Genomic DNA, 19917 nt, shown 5'->3' with positions numbered 1-19917 from the left:
TTCTTTTTAATATTATTTATTTGTGTTTTATTCTGCTGAAATTGTAATTGTAGCTGCTTTCAAACCATTGGCGGTAGCCGTTAATTCAAGTTTTTCGGCTTTAGTGCCGGACTGAATTACCACTAAACATTTTCCGTTAAGAGCAGTATGTTTTGTTCCTTTATAGGATTCATGACTAACCGGATCTCCGCTACAAACACCTACAATTTTTCCGTTTCCTTTCAAAGAAAATTCGATTTCGTTATTGGCATTTGGCGAAAGCACACCACTTGCATCGGTAATATCAACCGTTACAAAAGACAAATCGTTTCCGTCTGCTTTGATGGTTGGTCTGTCTGCAGACAATTTTAAATTTGTTGCTGTTCCGGCTGTTTTGATTTCGGTTTCTAAAACTGTTTTACCATTTTTTCGAGAGATCGCTTTTAATGTTCCTGCTTGAAAAGGAATTCTCCACATTACGTGTAAATCGTCTCCTTTTTTGCTGCGAACCCCAACTGATTTTCCGTTAAGAAAAAGCTCAACCTCATCGGCATTGTTATAGTAAGCCCAAACATCAACATCTTTCCCTGCTGTCCAGTTCCAATGCGGGAAAAGATGCAGAACTGTTTTATCTGTCCATTCGCTTTGGTACATATAATAAACGTCTTTTGGGAAACCGGCTAAATCCACAATCCCAAAATACGAACTGATAGACGGCCATTCATAAGGAGTTGGTTCTCCAATATAATCGAAACCGGTCCAGATGTACATTCCTGCAAGGAAATCGTATTTTTTCATCACTTTCCAAGTCGCTTCGTGAGTTGAACCCCAAGGCGCCTGAACTTGATCGTAAGCAGATACTGTATTGCCTGGATTTCCATCGGTAAATTTAAGGTCCCATCTTACTGGCCATTTCTTAACAACATCCGAAACAGCATCATAATAGCCGCGCGTTTCTAGAGCCGAAGTCGTTTCGGTTGCAATAAATGGAGTGTTTGGAAAGTTTTTTTGATGGTGTTCAAAAGTTTGATGGGCATAATTGTAACCAATAATATCCAAAGCTCCAGAAGTGGCTAATTTGTTGAAATAAGTTTTAGACTTTTCAAATTGTAGCGTTACGTCGTCAATATTCATATTAACTGCAGGATTCATTGCAGCAGTAACCAAACGTGTGGTATCTAGTTTTTTTACGATTGCCGATAATTCTTTGGCAATTTCAGGACCTTCATCGCTCCATTGTTCTGGAATTTCGTTTCCGATACTCCACATAAATATGCTTGGATGGTTGCGGTCTCTCAGGATTTGATCCTGCAGATCTTTGGCGTGCCATTGATCCCAGTCGAGACTGTAATCGTATTTGGTTTTGGCTTTTTTCCACATATCAAATGCTTCGTCCATAACAATGAAACCCATTTTATCGCAAAGATCCAAAAGCTCTGGAGCGGGTGGATTATGAGAAGTTCTAATACCATTGACACCCATTCCTTTCAGAATTTCCAATTGGCGCTCAATAGCTCTTGTATTAATGGCTGATCCCAATGGACCTAAATCGTGGTGCATACAAACTCCTTTGATTTTGACTTGTTTTCCGTTTAAAATAAATCCTTTGTTGAGATCAAATTTGAAATCTCTAATTCCGAAAGTAGATTTGTATTCGTCAATAATCTTGTTCGCTACACTAATGGTTGTAACAGCAGTGTACAGTTCCGGTTTTTCATCAGACCATAAAATTGGTTTGTTTACAATGATATCTTGACTTAGATTTTGATTTGCATTTGCAGCAATGCTTATATTTTGGGTAACCGAAGTTACTTTAGTGTCATTTTTAAAAATTGTAGTTAGAATAGTTGCGCTTTTTGAAGCAGCATATTGATTTTTTAAAGTAGTTTCTAAATGTACCGAAGCACTTTCTGAACTTACTTTTGGGGTAGTAATATAAGTTCCCCATTGTTCAATATGTAATTTATCTGTTGTTTGTAACCATACGTTTCTGAATATTCCAGAACCGGAATACCAGCGAGAGTTAGGCTGTTTTGAATTGTCAACTTTGACAATAATTTCATTGTTTTCATCTCCGTAATTCAAATAAGGAGAAAGGTCGTATTGAAAACCAATATAGCCATTTGGGCGTTTGCCAAGATAATGTCCGTTGATCCAGACTTGACTGTTTCTATACACACCATCAAAAACGATTGATGTAATTTTTTCCTTATTATCAAGAGCAATCTTAAATATTTTTTTGTACCATCCCAAGCCTCCGTTAAGAGCACCTCCACCATAACCTGCAGGACTTTTTTCATCAAACTTTCCTTCGATACTCCAATCGTGTGGCAAGTTTAATGTTCTCCAAATTGTAGTGCTGTTAATAGTATCTTTGTCTTTTATACTGTCGTTCAAATGAAAACTCCAACCTGAATTGAATGTCACTTTTCTGGAATTGGAAACCTTATCCTTCTCTTTTCCAGTATACGACATCATCAGAACTGTAATTCCCAAGAATGCGAACGCTTGTATAAAATTGATTATTTTTTTCATTTTTTCTTAAAATTATAATAGTGTTTAAAGTAGTATAAATGTATCGATAAGTGTGCAAATAACACTACTTATCGATACATTATATTATTACTTTTTTAAAGTCTTTTTTTTTCATTTTAAAAACAAGTTCCCTCAATTTTGGGATAGCCATCAAGAGTTGGTGTATGAATCCAAACTCTTGAAAGTGCTTACCCGTTTCAAAACCCAAAAAAAAGTTACTAACCTTTAATTCAACTCTAATTTAAAACAAAATGGAAAACCATATATTCACTCTTGTTTGGATCTCTCTTCCCAAACCAGATATCAGTAACGACATTTCCTGTTTTTGCAGTTTTTACAATTTTCCACTGGTTTTTATCTGTAGTAGAAACTGTTGCCCAAGAACTTCCAATTGGAAATGATGGTGTAATAGCATTAAAACTAATAACATTTGTCCCATCAGTACTTGTAGTATACGTTCCCGAGGCTGTAGCACCATTACTTGTTACTGTTTTAACGGTACCATCATTAGAAAATGAAATTTTATTTTTTACAACAGTAGCCTGATCCGAAGCTACGTATCCTGTCCACCCTGCGGCTTCATAATCGGCAACGGAATTCCAATTATTTAAGAACGTTCCATCTAAACTTGTCCAATTGAAAGGAGTGTCTTTACTCAATGACCATGTTTTAGTTGTTGTAGTTGTAGTCGATAATAAATCATCAACTGTACCTCCATTTAAATCAATACTTGGATTTGGATCTGCCACAGCTGTTGGTACCCAATTGTCACTATATTCTTTTGATATAAAGTTATAAACCAAAGTTGCTGCTCCATCACAACTGCCTTTTCTTAAAACACCAACTTGTAGTGTGTTTGCAGTTATTGACATAATTTTCATTGATTGCCAATTATCTACACAATTTTCATATTCATTGGTATGCAAAATAGTAGCACCAGAAGTAGTTAAGGTTTTTGCATCAGCATCTAAATAGTACGTTCCTGATTCTTGTCCATAGCTTGGTATCATTTTATGATCTGTTGTTAAAAAAGGACCGCCATCTAAACTAAATGTCATAGTTCCGTAATTACCTTTAGCTGCGATCCATTGGTTTCCTTTCCATTCTGGACTCCAATTCCAACAATCAGCACCATAACATCCTTTGTCACCACCTTCTAACCATGCATTATCGGTACCATAAAAGAACATTGGTCCAGCAAAAAATTTCGAAACACCGTTTTCATCTAAATCCAAAACCCAAGTTTTAGACTTTCCAACACCCCCTGAAAGTAAATTCCAAAGAGGATCGTTTACATAGTTTAAATTATCTTTAGAAACAGTTATAGTTACTGGGTCTAATTCAACTAAACCACCACCTGTAACTGCAGTGATTTTTATGGTATAATCACCTTTAAAAGCATACTTTACAATATCTTTAGCTTTATTTGATTTTCCTGTAACATAATCCCAAGTAAGTACAACCCCTGGAGTTTTATTAGTCATTATTACAGTATTCCCTCCTGGATCTGCCACTAGATCCTGAGTAATCTCAAAATCTATAGCTGATTTATCAGTCGTACCATCCAATGAATAGGTTTCCGGCGAACAAGATGGTACTAAAAACAGTACCATTAACATCAAAAATGATGTAATTAATAATTTAGTCTTTTTCATTTTTTTAAATTTTTAGTTAAAATTACCAACCTGCATTTTGTTTCAAAACTCCTCCAGACAATGTGATTTGAGTATTCGGGATTTGTTGTAGCCCTTTTGTCTGTTGTATTTTAGCTGCTGAAATTGTTTTGGCAGTAGCAACTCCACCACTTAGCAAGCTTGTAGTTTCTGCAATAGTTGAAGAAGCTGTTCCGATACCTTGACGCAATAAATCATAATATCTAATTCCTTCAAGTGCAAATTCTAAATGTCTCTCTTTCATTATATTATCTTGACTTACCGCTTGAGATACAAAACTAGCTTTATAGGCTCTTTGTCTCACTTGATCAAAATAGGCCTGAGCATTTCCGCTTCCTAATTCAGCAGCCATTAACAAAACATCAGCAAATCTCATTACAGTATAATCTTGGAATTGACTGATATCCCAAAATGCACTACCCATAGCAATAGGAAGTTCTACTCCAGCTTCATTAATCATTGGAGAATATTTTTTGTTATAATACCCAGTATATTCTCTTTGATTATTAATTTTATCAAAAACAATATTTTCTTCATTCACCCCAATAACTGTTGCACCTCGTCTTGTATCATTGGCATTGTAAGTATTCCATAATTTTGAGTTCACAGTAATTCCCCATCCATGACCATAAGGAAAAGAAGAAAACTCTCTCATTCCAAACATTACCATCCAGGCATTACCATCAGTATTTCCGTTATAATCACTAGTGTATGTATATTTTATAGAAAATACTGTTTCTTTGTTATTTTCTCCTGCATACTTAACACCCGAAGATGCTGGCCATAATGTAGAAAAATCATCAACTAAACCATGACCGCTGGATGTAATAACGTCCTCTAGATGACCTAAAGCTTGTGCTTTGGTTACAACACCTGCTAAGTCAGTTTTTCCATAATATCCTGTATAAAATAAAAATACGCGCCCTAATAAAGATTTTGCAGCCCACTTAGTAGCATGCCCACTAACAGTAGCGCTATACCCTACCGCTGGCAAATTGTTTGAAGCAAATACTAAATCTTCAGCGATAACTTTATAAACCGCCTCTGGATCAGATTGCGGAATATTTTCAGATGAAGGAGTCGTTAATAACGGGATATTACCCCATACACGTACCATTTCAAAATAAAGATAAGCTCTGATAAATTTAGTTTCAGACTCATACGTATTTCTTAAAGCTGTATCGCCTTTCCAATCGATTTGATCCATTTTCGTCAAGAAAACATTACAACGATAAATTGCTTTGTAATATGAAATCCAATTATTATTAAGCAAATCTACATCCGAAGGAGAACGGCTAATGTCAAATTCGTCTATCAGTGCATAATTGTATCCATCCGAAGCACCTGTTCCTCCAAAACAATCATCAGACATCACTTCACTCAAAACTGGAATACCGACACCACCACTAGCTCCTGTTGCAACTTGTAATCCATCATAACAACCTACTAATGCAGAATTAGCATCAGCTGTAGTTTTGTAAAAATTTGTATCTGTTTGTTGCGTTATCGGTTCTGTTTCTAAACTACAAGAGCCCAATGACAATAAACCCAAACAGAAAATATATAAATAGGTATTTTTCATTTTCTTATTTATTAAAGTTTAACATTTAATCCCAACATGAATGTTCTAGGTCTTGGATAATATCCTACATCAACCCCTGATGAAAATTTTTGATCATCATTTGAAGAACCAAATCCAATTTCAGGATCCATACCATTATACTTCGTAAAAGTGTAAAGGTTTAATGCTGAAAAGTAAAGTCTGAATTGGCTAGCAAAAAAGGGTTTGGATTTATACATTTTTGCAAAATCAAAGCCTATTGTAACGGTACTGATTCGTAAAAAATCACCATCATGAACATATAAATCTGTGAAATCTGTAAAATTTCTATTGTCTTCTGTTACTCTTGGCATTGAGTTTGAAGAACCCTCACCATGCCAACGAGTCAATATTTCAGATGTGTAGTTGCCGTAAGCACTTGATTGATTTCTATACGATTGTACGATTTGGTTGCCTGCTACACCATTTGCCATTGCAGTAAAATCAAAAGCTTTATAACTAGCCGATAAAGTGAATCCAAAAGTAAAATCTGGATTTGGTTTTCCTATTTCAGTTTTATCAGAAGCATCGATTTTATCATCTCCGTTACTATTCACCTTAATAAGGTCTCCAGGAGCTGCACTTGGTTGCAAAACTACCCCGTTTGCTGATTTATAGTTATCAATTTGTGCTTGATTTTGAAAAACTCCTCCTGTTTTATATCCCCAAAAATAACCTAATGGCTTTCCATTTTCTGCTCTATAAAACTCACCGGAATTATCATAAAGTTCATTACTTAAACCATGGATAATTCCATCTGAAGTAGGTATTTGCCCCACTTTATTTTCATTATAAGCACCATTTGCACTAACACTATAATTAAATTCTCCAATTTTATTTTGGTATTGTAAAGACAATTCCAAACCTTTATTAACTACATCTCCACCATTAATATAGGGTGCATCTGCACCGGCAGTAGCCAATACTGGTGCTAAAATAATCCAATCTTTATTGGTTTTTTGATAGGCATCAAAAGTAACACTTAAAGCATTGTCTAAAAATTTAGCATCAAAACCTAAATCTATTTGTTCTGAAGTTTCCCATTTCAAGTCAGGATTTGATAATCTATTAGGATAAGCTCCAGGTATAAGAACCCCCTCAGTATCACCAAAATTATAATTGGTAGTATTTGTTTTTATTGGTGATAAATATTGAAAAGCTCGTGCATTTTGATTTCCGACTTGTCCCCAGCTTGCTCTCAATTTAAGAAAGTTTATTGCTTTTGAATCTTTCAGGAATTCTTCATTAGACATAACCCATCCAGCAGATGCTGATGGAAAATAACCCCATGCATTTTCTTTTGAAAAAACAGAAGATCCATCTGCTCTAAAAGTTGCATTGAACAAGTAGGTTTCTTTATAGTCATAATTTAATCTTCCATAATAAGACATTCTTTTCGTTTCCTCTTTTTTACCATTAAATGATATTTTAGCCCCATCTTTATTGGTAGTATTATCTAACCAAGCATGATCTAAATCACTATAAACAGCATCTGCATTGGTCATACTCATAGAGGTTCCATCATAATTAATAGAAGATGTACCTAACATTGTTTCAAAGTGATGTTCATCAGCAACTTTAAATTTATAAGCTGCTAAATTATCCCAAGTAAGCGTTTTACCCTTATTCATGCTTTGGGTAACTTTATCAAATTTACTAAATGCATAAATTGATAATTGATATTCAGGAGAATAAGAATGACCTTCACCTGCATAATAATCAAGACCTAAAGTCGTCTTAAATGTTAAATTTTTTATTGGCTCAATCTGCAAATAAACATTCCCTAATAATTTTTGGTTATTGCTTTCATTTTGATTATTATAAACCATTGTTGCATAAGGATTTGCAACTCCAGTTAGCCAAGGCTCAGTATTATTTGTAGTATCATAATAATTACCGTTTGCATCATACATTGGTAATAATGGAGTAGTTTGAAAAGAACTTCGCAAAGAATTATTATATTGATTACCAACACCAATACCGTTTTTATCAATATAAGCAAAACTTAAATTTTCACCTAAAGTAACAACATCCTTATATAATTTATGTTCAGAATTAAATCTAAAATTATAACGGTTATAGTTTGATAAAGCAGACCCTCCAATTACTCCTTCTTGCCCTAAATAAGACAATGAAGTAGAATAAACGGAATTATCTGAACCACCTGAAGCACCGAATGCGAAATTTTTGGTAGCTGTATTATCAACCAACATTTTATCCATCCAGTTTGTTCCTTTTCCTAATGCGGCAATTTGAGCATTAGTAAAATAAGGGTTCTTACCTGAATTTACCGCAGCTTCGTTTAACATTGTAGCATATTCTGTTGCATCCAATAAATCAACTTTTCTAGCCACAGATTGAATACCGTAATATTGATCAAAAGTGATTTTTGCAGCCGAACCGCGTTTTCCTTTTTTAGTTGTAACCAAAATAACTCCATTTGAAGCTTGAGAACCATAAATAGCCGCAGAAGCAGCATCTTTTAAAACAGAAATAGATTCAATATCTGAATTACTCAAATAGGAGATATCACCTGTAAGTATACCATCTACAACATAAAGGGGAGTACTTCCTCCAGTAGAACCCACTCCTCTAATAACCACATTCAACCCTTCTCCTGGCTGCCCTGAAGTAGAAGTAATTTGAAGTCCCGCAGCTTGACCCTGAAGCCCCTGAAGTGCGCTTGTTGTATTGGTCTTAGCAAGATTATCTCCACTAACCTGAGTAACAGCATTTGTTACCAGTTTTTTCTTCTGCGTTCCATACCCAATAACCACAACCTCTTTAAGGTCTGAAGTCTCGGTTTGCAAAGCAACATTAATAATGGTTTGATTGTTTACCGAAATTTTTTGGGTTCTATACCCTACCACAGTAATTTTCAATACATCATCTGACTTGACATTAATTTTAAAACTTCCATCAAAATCCGTTGATGTACTCGCGCCTCCTCCCTCTATAGTAATGTTTGCGCCTGGAATACTCAAGCCATCACTTTTAGAGGTTACCTTTCCGGTAACAGAAAGCGTTTTCTGTTGTGCAAAACCTGATTGCAGCATAAACACACTGAACAGTAGCGACATACAAAAGGGAAGCATTGTCGATGTACAATATTTTCTTTTCATAATAATTTAAGAATTGGTTAATTTAAGTTAGTAATGATTCTATAGGTTCTAAAAAGCATTGGAAATAATTTGTTCAAATAATTCTTGTTTTCCACTTATTGGTTGAGGTTCTCCCTTTGCACGAGCAATAACACTAAGATCTTCAAGAGATAGTTCTCCTTTTTCATACTTAGCTCCGTTTTCCCCGTCAAATGATCCGTAACGCTTTTGGCGTAATTCTTTATAATTTGATTTTTTTAAAATTTCATCTGCACAGATAAGTCCTCTTGCAAAAACATCCATTCCTGCAATGTGTGCTATGAATTTATCTTCGATATCGATTGAATTTCTTCTCACTTTTGCGTCAAAGTTGATGCCGCCTCCTTTAATTCCTCCACCTTCTAAGATTACCAACATGGATTGGGTAATTTCAAAAACATTAACTGGAAATTGATCGGTATCCCATCCATTTTGGTAGTCACCACGGTTGGCATCAATACTTCCTAACATCCCTGCATCTACAGCTACTTGTAATTCATGTTCAAAAGAATGTCCAGCAAGAGTGGCATGATTCACTTCCAAATTCAATTTAAAATCGTCTTGAAGTCCGTGTTTGTGAAGAAAACCTAAAGTGGTAGCCGCATCAAAATCATATTGATGCTTCATCGGTTCCATTGGTTTTGGCTCAATAAGAAAAGTTCCTTTGAAACCTTGTTTTCGGGCATAGTCTCTGCAAATGGTCAAGAAACGGGCCATGTGTTCCAACTCTCTTTTCATATCGGTGTTCAAAAGGCTCATATATCCTTCTCTTCCACCCCAGAACACATAATTTTCACCTCCCAAAGCAATTGTTGCATCAATAGCAATTTTGGCTTGAGCCGCTGCATACGCCACTACATCAAAATTTGGATTGGTTGAAGCACCATTCATATAGCGCGGATTGCTAAACAAGTTTGAAGTTCCCCACAATAATTTAATTCCTGTTTCTTCTTGTTTGATTTTAGCGTAAGCCACCAAAGCTTTTACACGAGTTTCAAATTCTTCCAAAGTAGGCGCCTCATCTACCATATCAATATCATGAAAGCAGTAATAAGGGATTCCCAATTTGCTCATGAATTCAAAAGCGGCATCCATTTTGTCTTTGGCACGTTGAATAACATTCTCACTTTTATCCCAAGCAAATGTTTCGGTTCCTGCTCCAAAAGGATCTCCTCCCTTGTTACATAAGGTATGCCAGTACGCCATAGAAAAACGCAAATGCTCTTTTAACGTTTTACCAGCTACTATGCGATTCTCATCATACCATTTAAAAGCTAAAGGATTAGTACTTTCTCTACCTTCAAATTTTATGGTATCAATGTTTTTAAAATACGATTGTGTTGTTGTTGTATTCATCATTATGATTCTAGTTTAATATGATTTTTCCATTCTTGGTATATTTCCTGATATTGTGAAGTCAAAACAGGATTTGGTTCTATTCTTTCTATACATTTCAACCCTTCAAATGCCTGATCCAAAGAAGCATAATAGCCAAATCCATAAGCGGCTCCACGTGCAGCCCCTTCAGAACCAGAAGTATTGTATAATTCTAATGTAGTTTGTGTAGTATTGGTAAAGATTTCTCTAAAAACAGGACTCAAAAAAAGATTGGCATTTCCAGCACGAACAATTTCGCCAGATGCTCCTACCGATTTCATAACATCAAAACCATAATTCATCGCAAAAACAATTCCTTCGCAAGCAGAACGAATCAAATGTCCCGATTGATGAATATTAAAGTTTAAATTTTGAATTCCGGCATCAACCTTTTTATTATTAAAAATGCGCTCTACCCCATTTCCAAAAGGATAAAAACGCAAACCATTACTTCCTACCGCTACTTTGGCCGCTTCTGTATTGAGTGCTTCATAGGCGATTAAACCACTTCGGTCAGTCGACATAATTTTACGCAGCCATTGGTACAAAATTCCGGAACCATTGATGCAAAGCATTACGCCATTGTTTTTTTGAGCTTCGGTATTATTAACATGCAAAAAGGTATTGATTCGGTTTTCTTTGTCATAAACATCTTGGTTGCTTACGGCATAAACCACAGCTGATGTTCCTGCTGTTGTTGCAATCTCTCCGGGTTTTAAAACATTCAATGACATGGCATTATTGGGCTGATCACCGCCTCTATAGGTAATTTTAACATCAGAACTTAATCCTAATTCAGCAGCCACATCTGGATGTACCGTTGCTTGATATCCAAAATTGGGAACAACTTCTGGGATTTTATCAACAGGTAACCCCATAGCTTGCAATACTTCGGTTGCCAATTTGCCTTTTGAGAAATTCCATAAAGCGGCTTCCGATAAGCCCGAAGTACTTATTTGTGCTTTCCCGGATAGTCTTGCAGCTATAAAATCGCCTGGAAGCATCATGTAAACCGCTTTTTGAAAAATCTCTGGTTCATTTGCCTGAACCCATTTTAATTTAGAAGCCGTAAAATTTCCAGGGCTTCCCAGTATTTGTTGTTGACAGGATTCGTGTCCCATTCGATCATAAACTTCATTGCCAATACTCGCGGCTCTACTGTCACACCAAATTATTGAGGAACGAACTGGATTTATATTTTCATCGGTCAATACCAAGCCGTGCATTTGGTAAGCAATCCCAATTCCAACAATCTTTTTCAAATCGATATGTTGTTTGGATCCAAGTAATTGAACCCCATTTTTTACATATTCCCACCATTTATTGGGATCTTGTTCTGCCCAGCCAAATTTAGGAGCCACAATATCCATCTCAAACTCAGGAACGGTTACCGAGGCAACTGTAATTCCTTTATCTGCATCAAATACGGATAATTTTATAGATGAACTCCCTAAATCGATTCCTAAAAAATACATGTTCTTATTATTATATGATTGACTTATTATTGTTTTTCGTACTTTTGGTCAAACAAACCATAACGTTATGGTTAATTTGACTACAAGTATAAAACATATTTTTCGTATTAACAAAATATTGAGATTAAATATTTGTTATTACTAAAAAAAGGTTTCTATTTTTATTGATATCGCATCCAAAAAAGAGATTTTTAGATGATTTTGAATCAAAAAACAGTTGTCAACTAACTGTCTTTCTGTACTTTAATTATTTTAAGTTGGGAAAGTAATATTCATTGAAAAATTTAGAGCCAAAAAAAGGTTTAATCACAATTATTTTACAAAAAATATTTTGTGTAGGAGATATAACTCTTTAAAAAAATATTAATTTAGTACTAAATTTTGTAAGGCTATGGGGGAAAAAATTATCGATAGGGATTTAATACAAATTCAGGAGCAATCTGCCATGAATGCCATTACTATTGACTGCGTTATTTTTGGTTTTGACAACGGAATACTCGAAGTACTTTTGGTACAACACGCCGAAGGTATTAGTAAAGGAAAATGGGGATTACCAGGGGGTTGGATTAAAAAGAAAGAGAGTACAGATGATGCAGCACACCGTTTGTTAGCAGAGCTTACCGGAATGGATAATATTTATCTCGAACAACTCAAAGCCTTTGGAGAACCCGATCGTTTCCCGTTGAGAAGGGTCATTACCATTGGCTATTATGCCTTAGTAAAAAGAGAAGACTATAATATTAAAGCAGGTTTTACCGCTTCTGATGCCAAATGGTATAAGATTAATGAAATTCCAAATTTAATCTATGATCATAACGAAATTCTAGCTTATAGCATAAAAAACCTTCGCAATAGGGTACGTCAAGCACCACTCGGTTTTAATTTGTTGCCCGAAAAATTTACTTTATTACAACTCATGCAACTTTACGAGGAAATCTTAGGAATAGAGATGGACAAATCCAATTTCCGTAGAAAGATCCTGCACATGAAACTTTTAGTGCCATTAGATGAAAAGCAACAAGATGTTTCCCATCGTGCAGCGCAGTTGTACAAATTTGATCCAGAAATTTACGAGAAGTTAACACAAAAAGGGTTTAATTTTGAGTTCTAATCCTTTATAAAGTATTTGAAGTCTATACCCATACACTAGTTAGTAGGAGCTAATCCCAAATTACGCATTAGAAATCTGCTGCATCTGAATTCTTCTTCAAAACCAATAGCTTATACCATTACTGTTTCTAAAATAGTACAATTGTCAGTTCGAGCGCAGTCGAGAATCATTACAGCATCTCGAATACGCTCGATATGACAAAATAAGTCTGAACTATTTTATAAAGAGTATTGGTATTACTCCCATTTTTTTAATTCAAAACACAAAAGTATTATTTCATTGTACTCTATTTTTATAGGTATTCGATGAACCTGTTTCCATCTTCAAAAATAGTTCGTAAGCCCTTGTTTTTATTGAATAATTCAGTTTCGAAATGAATTCTAATGCAGAATCTGGTTTAAACAAAATAAACCAACTTTTTTTTACCAGAACTTCACGTACAAAGCACAAATAATCAATAAGGTTATTACAATTAAAACAGTAGTTTGAGGTTTTACTTTAAACATTTCAGTATCCAATTCGAAAGCTTTTGGATTCACTTTTGGTCCAGCAAAACTGATACCGATCATGATAAGCATTGTGAACAAAAATGACAATCCCATACAGATATGAAATGGAATTTCGAATCCACCTTTTCCATTAGGCCAAGCCGTATACAACAACGTTTCGTTTCCTAATAATGCAGGTGCAAATTCATTGAAGAAAACAGACAATAAAAACCCAGAAACTACACCTACAATGGCGGCAGTTCCAGTTGTTCTTTTCCAAAACATACCAAGAAAGAACATCGCAAATACACCAGGGCTAATAAAACCAGTATATTTTTGAATATAAGTAAAACCTCCTACTCCACCAATTCCTAACAAGTCATTCCAAGTAAACATAACAGCAAGAAGCATTGCAGCAAAAACCGCATATCTTCCGATATTTACCTGAGTTTTATCTGAAGCCCCTTTTTGAATGTACTTTTTGTGTACGTCCAGCGTATAAATGGTAGAAATACTATTAACTTTTCCAGCCAATGAAGCAACAATAGCCGCAGTCAAAGCCGCCACTGACAATCCTTTCAAACCTGTTGGCAAGAAAGTAAGCATAGCCGAATAAGCACCGTCTTTTCCTCCAACCAATTGCGGCAAATGACCACTTTCATATAAAACAAAGGCTGCAATACCTGGCAACATCACAATAAGAGGCATCACTAATTTTAACATTCCTGCAAACAAAATACCAGTTCGGGCAGTTTGCAAATCAGCACCCAACGCTCTTTGGGTGATGTATTGGTTACAACCCCAATAGTTCAGGTTAATAATCCAAATACCCGCCAAATAAGACATCATCCCCGGAAAAGTAAGATACTTATTGATTTCCAATTGAGAAGAAGTAGCTGTCGGTCTTGGAATAATCATTTTGAAATGTTCCGGAGCTTTCTCCATCAATACTTTAAAACCTGCAATTGCATCTTGGCCAAAACCAAAATATTGACCCACAGTAGTCAAGGCAATGTAGGAAGTCACCAATCCACCAATGATTAAAACAGCAACTTGAATAACATCGGTATAAGCTACCACTTTCATTCCTCCCAAAGAGATCAGCAAAGCAAAAAGAGCCAAACCAATCATAATAGCATGCAGATATTCACCGCCTGCCAATCCATTGATGGCAACAGCTCCTAGATATAAAATGGAAGTAAGATTTACAAAAACATACAAAAACAACCAAAAAACAGCCATAATCAAAGCCGTTGATTCGTTATATCTTGTTTTTAAAAATTGAGGCATTGTATAAATCTTGTTTTTTAAATAAACAGGAATAAACCAAACGGCAACAATAATCAATGCAATGGCAGCAATCCACTCATAAGAAGCAACTGCGATTCCCAAAAAGAATCCTTCACCACTCATTCCGATAAATTGTTCCGCCGAAATGTTTGAAGCGATTAACGAAGCACCAATTGCCCACCATGTCAATGTTCCCTCGGCAAGAAAATAGGCTTTGGCATCGTGTTCGTTTTTTTCACGCTTTCGATAAATGGTATATCCATAAGCGGATACGGCTATGAAATAAATAATAAATACTGCGTAATCTGCAAAAGCGAGGTTCTGGCTCATGAGTAAATAGTTTTTAAATTAATAGTAATAAAGGAGCATTCGCAAATTATTTCTTTTGTAAAATGAATTGTTACACTACTGTCAAAATGTTTCTGAATTTTGGTAAAACCTAAGAATACATTGTTTTAAGCAGTCTTAATTTGAAAAAAATGCTTTAATTCAATTCTATTTTTGAATTAATGAAGCCAAATGTAAAATAAAATTATTTATTTCTAACAATTACAAATGTATTTTTTACATTTATTTTTTATTTACAAATAAAAGTCAAAAATATGTAAGTATTTACGTTGTTTAAAAACATAGGATTAATTTTATTTTGAAGCAAAAAGAATCCTAATCGTATAAGAATGTAATCTCCCTGCTTCTAAATCATTCGATTTCTAAACTTAAAGAGAAAACTAACGAGTTAAAAAATGAGTAGTATTCGATTAAAAAATAAATTCATAAAATCTAAAAAAAAACAATTTCAAACGGTTTAAAAATCATAAACTATTTTTTTGTTTTTGTAAAACAAATTTAAGTATATTTGCAAATGTATTTTTTACACTTATTATTTTTTTTCTTCTTTATCCTCTCAAAAATAGTCGGTTATTTTAGAGTTCATCAACACTAAAAAAAATAGTAAGTCCTTTTATTTGATTTAAAATTCACAAGTGATAAACATCCACTTGTTTTAAATCTACAAATGTTTCTGTACCCTTAAAAAAAGTAAAATTGGTATATCCAATATTTAAAACAGAAGCAACATACCACTATTACAACCAAATACAATAAATTATGAATCACAAAATGGACCAATTAGCCGCAGACAACATAAGAGCGCTGGCTATTTCTATGGTAGAAAAAGCAAATTCAGGACACCCAGGTGGTGCCATGGGTGGTGCCGATTTTATGCATATTTTATACACGGAATATTTAAATTTTGATCCGACCCAAATGGATTGGCCTTTCAGAGACCGTTTCTTTATGGATGCAGGTCATTTATCGGCCTTGATGTATGCACAATATTATTTGTTGGGAAACTATAAAAAAGAAGATCTGCAACAATTTAGACAATGGGGATCCGTTACACCTGGCCATCCCGAAGTTGATGTGCTTAGAGGAATTGAGAATACATCAGGTCCATTGGGGCAAGGTCATACGATGGGCGTGGGTGCAGCTATAGCGGCAAAATTTCTTGGAGCCAGATTTGAAGGCCTTTTCGACCACAAAATTTATGGTTTTATAACTGATGGAGGTGTACAAGAAGAAATTTCGCAAGGAGCAGGAAGAATTGCGGGACATTTGGGACTAAACAATTTTATAATGTTCTATGATTCGAATGATGTGCAACTTTCGTCTATGACCGATGAAGTGACTTCCGAAGATACCGCTATGAAATACCGAGCTTGGGGCTGGAACGTAATGACAATTGACGCACACAATCATCTGGAAATTAGAAAAGCTTTGGATACTGCACATCAAGAAACCGAAAAACCTACCTTAATTATTGGCAAAACAATAATGGGTAAAGGTTGTGTTACCGCAGAAGGCAACATGTATGAAGGAGAATGTGAATTGCATGGAAAACCCATTGGAGACACCAAAGCCGATTACACAAAAACCCTACTAAACCTCAACGCTAATCCAGCCGATCCTTTTGCGATATATAAAGAAGTAGCCGTACATTACAATCAAGTATTAGCCAAAAAAGTTGAAAAAGCTACTTTGAAAAAACAGCAAATTGCGCAATGGGAGAATGAAAATCCTTTGCTAGCCAATAAAATGCAACAGTTTTTATCTGGTGAATTACCTAAATTGGATTTGAGTAATGTTGTTCAGAAAGCCAATGCTGCAACTAGAGACGCATCATCAGCGGTGCTGGCTTATTTGGCAGAAAATGTAGAAAACATCATCGTTTCATCGGCAGATTTATCGAACAGTGATAAAACGGATGGATTCTTGAAAAAATCATCTGTGTTGCAAAAAAATAATTTCAACGGTGCCTTTTTACAAGCTGGAGTTGCTGAATTGACCATGACTTCCATAGCCAATGGTATTGCGCTGCATGGTGGAGTAATCCCAGTTGTAGCGACCTTTTTTGTGTTCTCGGATTATATGAAACCCGCGATACGTTTGGCCGCAATTCAAGAACTTCCTGTAAAATATGTCCTAACGCACGACTCATTCCGAGTAGGTGAAGACGGGCCCACCCATCAACCTATCGAGCAAGAAGCACAAATGCGTTTGTTAGAAAAAGTCAAAAATCATTCGGGACATCAAAGTTTGGTAGCATTGCGCCCTGCCGATGCCATCGAAACTTCAGTGGCTTGGGATATGGCTTTAAAAAACACCAAAACACCAACGGCTTTAATTCTTTCGAGACAAAACATTAAGGACATTCCGGCTAGTTATACTTCAAGATATGAAGAAGCAACAGAAGCTAAAAAAGGTGGTTATTTGGTCAAAAAAGCACAAAATTCAGACATCACTTTAATCGCAAACGGATCGGAAGTGTCAACACTTATTGATGCCGCTGTGATTTTAGAAAAAGAGCATAATCTAAAAATCAATATCGCCTCCATTATTTCTGAAGGTTTGTTTAAATCACAATCCAAATCCTACCAAGAAAGTATAATTCCAAAAGGAAAACTCGTTTTTGGACTTACCGCTGGACTTCCAGTAAATCTTGAAGGATTAATTGGTGATAGCGGAAAAATAGTTGGCTTAGATCATTTTGGCTATTCGGCGCCAGCGAGTGTTTTGGATGAAAAATTTGGATTTACAAGCCAACACGTTTGTACGGAAATACTACAATATATTGAGGAAAGTAAAAAATAGAGACTAAGATGCTAAGCCCCTAAGTTGCTGAGTCAAAAAAAACACAAAATCAAAATCTCAGAAACTTAGAAACTAAAAAAAATATAAACTCAGAATCTCAGTAACTCAGAAACTTAGATTCTGTAAAAAAATACACATATGAAATTTTTTATCGATACAGCAAATTTAAAAGACATCAAAGAAGCCAATGATCTTGGAATATTAGACGGAGTTACCACAAATCCTTCGCTTATGGCGAAAGAAGGAATCACTGGAGCAGACAATATCATCGCGCATTACGTAAAAATATGTGAATTAGTGGATGGTGATGTTAGTGCCGAAGTTATCTCCACTGATTTTGCAGGAATGATAGCCGAAGGAGAAAAATTGGCAGCACTGCATCCCCAGATTGTGGTTAAAATCCCGATGATCAAAGACGGCATCAAGGCTATTAAATATTTTTCGAATAAAGGAATCAGAACCAACTGTACCTTAGTTTTTTCAGTAGGTCAAGCATTGCTTGCTGCCAAAGCTGGTGCCACTTATGTATCGCCTTTCATAGGAAGACTGGATGATATTTCGACAGATGGACTTTCACTTATTGAGGACATCAAATTGATTTATGACAATTACGGTTATGAAACCCAAATTCTGGCAGCTTCAGTTCGTCACGTCATGCACATTATAAATTGTGCCAAAATTGGTGCCGATGTTATTACGGGACCATTAAGCGCAATCGAAGGTTTGCTGAAACATCCACTTACCGATAGTGGTTTGGCAACATTCCTTGCTGATTACCAAAAAGGGAATAGCTAGAAATAATAGGTCTTAATCCTGCAAGGTTATTTTTAAAACCTTGTAGGTATTTCAATAAATACACATACCTAGAAGGTTTAGGAAACCTTTCAGGAAAAAATTTAACTGCAATTACAAAAAAAAGGAAGCTTCTACAACAGAAGCTTCCTTTTTTCGTATGTTTCGAAACCAAATCTACTTTACTTTTTTTAAAAATTCAAAGCAAAATGATTCAAGAGTTTGGCGTCGTATTTTTCTTTGTCAAAAGTATAGAGATAAGATCCTTTCCTAGAAGAGGTCATGTCTTTCTCGTCTAATTTTATCAAAATATCCAACGAATTTATTTTGCTAATAAAATTTCTTTTATCGATTTCTTTATCCAATATAGATTCGTACAACTTCAGTAGCTGACTCATTTTGAATTTTTCAGGCAAAAGTTCAAATCCAACTGGTCTCATTGAGGTTCTATAACGCAATCTCCTAATGGCATGAGCCAACATATTGTCGTGGTCAAAAATCAGTTTTGGCACTTCCGAAACACTAAACCATTTGGCATGGTAATTCTGAATCAATTCAGCATTGTGATTTTCGATATTAATCAGGGCATAATAGGCTACAGATATCGTACGTTCCACAGGGTCACGATCAATTTCACTATAGGTATAGAGTTGCTCCATATAGATATCCTGTAATCCGGTATACGTATTTAATACTCGTATGGCTGCCGTATCTAGGACCTCCTCTTTTTTGAGAAATCCACCCATTAAAGACCATTTCCCTTTTTCTGGTTCAAAATCCCTTTTAATCAAGAGAATTTTTAATCCTTCTTCATCAAAGCCGAAAATGATACAATCAACTGCTAGAAGAACTTTGTCTGCTGTACTATAACTATTTAGCATTTTCTATTTATATTTTACGGTAAATATAAGAACTTCCTTAAAACTACCAAATTTATTTAATGTGGTTTTTACACTAATAAAAAATATACCCTTATAAAAAGCATTAAGTATCTGATTATCTATTTTATGTATATATTTTTTTATACTTTACAACTATTGCTTATAAAAAATAAGTAACACTAAACGGTAAAAAAAGCTCAAACCTCAACCCATTTTAGAATACAAACAATATAATTAAGTGTTAATTTTACATTTAATAGCGTTTTTTTAAGTATTTGTTAACCAAAAAACGAAAAAACAGCAACTCTTTTTACTGTTTTTTGATACTATATTCTTATATTTTTTATATAAAAATAAATATTTAGAAAATAATTTAATAAAATAAAATAAAATCTATTTTCAATTTAGTATTTAACTATATATCTC

At 35.0% G+C, this 19917-nt stretch carries 11 protein-coding genes; 3 read left to right on the top strand and 8 right to left on the bottom strand.

All coding sequences use genetic code 11. The annotated features are described in order from the left end of the window. Positions 1–27: 27 nt before the first annotated feature. The 6 genes from OZP06_RS08805 to OZP06_RS08780 all read right to left on the bottom strand — a co-directional run bounded on the left by OZP06_RS08805 (position 28) and on the right by OZP06_RS08780 (position 11779). Entirely contained in the window at positions 28–2514 is a 2487-nt protein-coding gene (locus OZP06_RS08805) for a glycoside hydrolase family 2 TIM barrel-domain containing protein (protein ID WP_269221533.1), read from the bottom strand. Between the two features lie 236 nt (positions 2515–2750). After that, positions 2751–4169: a hypothetical protein gene (locus OZP06_RS08800; protein WP_281324498.1), complete on the bottom strand. Its 1419-nt coding sequence runs from the start codon at positions 4167–4169 to the stop codon at positions 2751–2753. Positions 4170–4191: 22 nt separating this feature from the next. Then, positions 4192–5769 (bottom strand): RagB/SusD family nutrient uptake outer membrane protein, encoded by a 1578-nt coding sequence (locus OZP06_RS08795; RefSeq protein ID WP_269221530.1) that lies wholly within the window; start codon positions 5767–5769, stop codon positions 4192–4194. A gap of 11 nt (positions 5770–5780) precedes the next feature. Then, positions 5781–8909, bottom strand: a complete 3129-nt coding sequence (locus tag OZP06_RS08790) for a TonB-dependent receptor (protein WP_269221529.1) — start codon at positions 8907–8909, stop codon at positions 5781–5783. 48 nt (positions 8910–8957) lie between these two features. Beyond that, positions 8958–10283, bottom strand: coding sequence for a xylose isomerase (gene xylA, locus OZP06_RS08785; RefSeq protein ID WP_269224581.1), 1326 nt, complete (start codon positions 10281–10283; stop codon positions 8958–8960). 2 nt (positions 10284–10285) lie between these two features. Beyond that, entirely contained in the window at positions 10286–11779 is a 1494-nt protein-coding gene (locus tag OZP06_RS08780; RefSeq protein WP_281324497.1) for an FGGY family carbohydrate kinase, read from the bottom strand. 391 nt (positions 11780–12170) lie between these two features. Here OZP06_RS08780 and OZP06_RS08775 point away from each other — a divergent pair, with 391 nt between their 5' ends. After that, the gene (locus OZP06_RS08775; RefSeq protein WP_281238224.1) at positions 12171–12890 is read left to right on the top strand and encodes an NUDIX domain-containing protein; all 720 of its coding nucleotides are present in this window, start codon (positions 12171–12173) and stop codon (positions 12888–12890) included. 422 nt (positions 12891–13312) lie between these two features. Here the strand turns inward: OZP06_RS08775 and OZP06_RS08770 are convergent, their stop codons facing one another. Then, positions 13313–14998 (bottom strand): sodium/sugar symporter, encoded by a 1686-nt coding sequence (locus OZP06_RS08770; protein ID WP_269221526.1) that lies wholly within the window; start codon positions 14996–14998, stop codon positions 13313–13315. A gap of 777 nt (positions 14999–15775) precedes the next feature. Between OZP06_RS08770 and OZP06_RS08765 the strand changes: the two genes are divergently transcribed. Together OZP06_RS08765 and fsa are read left to right on the top strand one after the other, a co-directional pair. After that, positions 15776–17818, top strand: coding sequence for a transketolase (locus OZP06_RS08765; protein WP_269221525.1), 2043 nt, complete (start codon positions 15776–15778; stop codon positions 17816–17818). Between the two features lie 138 nt (positions 17819–17956). Beyond that, a complete protein-coding gene (fsa, locus tag OZP06_RS08760; protein WP_269221524.1) occupies positions 17957–18613 on the top strand; it encodes a fructose-6-phosphate aldolase in 657 nt (218 codons plus the stop codon). Between the two features lie 188 nt (positions 18614–18801). On the opposite strand, the gene OZP06_RS08755 is transcribed toward fsa, so the two are convergent. Next, positions 18802–19491: an NUDIX domain-containing protein gene (locus OZP06_RS08755; RefSeq protein ID WP_281324496.1), complete on the bottom strand. Its 690-nt coding sequence runs from the start codon at positions 19489–19491 to the stop codon at positions 18802–18804. Positions 19492–19917 lie beyond the last annotated feature (426 nt).

Origin of the sequence: Flavobacterium sp. IMCC34518, from assembly GCF_027111095.2 — a bacterium.
Taxonomy (GTDB): Bacteria; Bacteroidota; Bacteroidia; order Flavobacteriales; family Flavobacteriaceae; genus Flavobacterium; species Flavobacterium praedii.
The sequence above is the reverse complement of the archived record's forward strand: the minus strand, read 5'-3'. Positions and strand labels throughout refer to the sequence as shown.

What these genes read in the sequence shown, in the direction of transcription:
- OZP06_RS08805 (WP_269221533.1), bottom strand. Translation starts at nt 2,514, where the DNA reads ATGAAAAAAATAATCAATTTTATACAAGCGTTCGCATTCTTGGGAATT.
- OZP06_RS08800 (WP_281324498.1), bottom strand. Translation starts at nt 4,169, where the DNA reads ATGAAAAAGACTAAATTATTAATTACATCATTTTTGATGTTAATGGTA.
- OZP06_RS08795 (WP_269221530.1), bottom strand. Translation starts at nt 5,769, where the DNA reads ATGAAAAATACCTATTTATATATTTTCTGTTTGGGTTTATTGTCATTG.
- OZP06_RS08790 (WP_269221529.1), bottom strand. Translation starts at nt 8,909, where the DNA reads ATGAAAAGAAAATATTGTACATCGACAATGCTTCCCTTTTGTATGTCG.
- xylA (WP_269224581.1), bottom strand. Translation starts at nt 10,283, where the DNA reads ATGAATACAACAACAACACAATCGTATTTTAAAAACATTGATACCATA.
- OZP06_RS08780 (WP_281324497.1), bottom strand. Translation starts at nt 11,779, where the DNA reads ATGTATTTTTTAGGAATCGATTTAGGGAGTTCATCTATAAAATTATCC.
- OZP06_RS08775 (WP_281238224.1), top strand. Translation starts at nt 12,171, where the DNA reads ATGGGGGAAAAAATTATCGATAGGGATTTAATACAAATTCAGGAGCAA.
- OZP06_RS08770 (WP_269221526.1), bottom strand. Translation starts at nt 14,998, where the DNA reads ATGAGCCAGAACCTCGCTTTTGCAGATTACGCAGTATTTATTATTTAT.
- OZP06_RS08765 (WP_269221525.1), top strand. Translation starts at nt 15,776, where the DNA reads ATGAATCACAAAATGGACCAATTAGCCGCAGACAACATAAGAGCGCTG.
- fsa (WP_269221524.1), top strand. Translation starts at nt 17,957, where the DNA reads ATGAAATTTTTTATCGATACAGCAAATTTAAAAGACATCAAAGAAGCC.
- OZP06_RS08755 (WP_281324496.1), bottom strand. Translation starts at nt 19,491, where the DNA reads ATGCTAAATAGTTATAGTACAGCAGACAAAGTTCTTCTAGCAGTTGAT.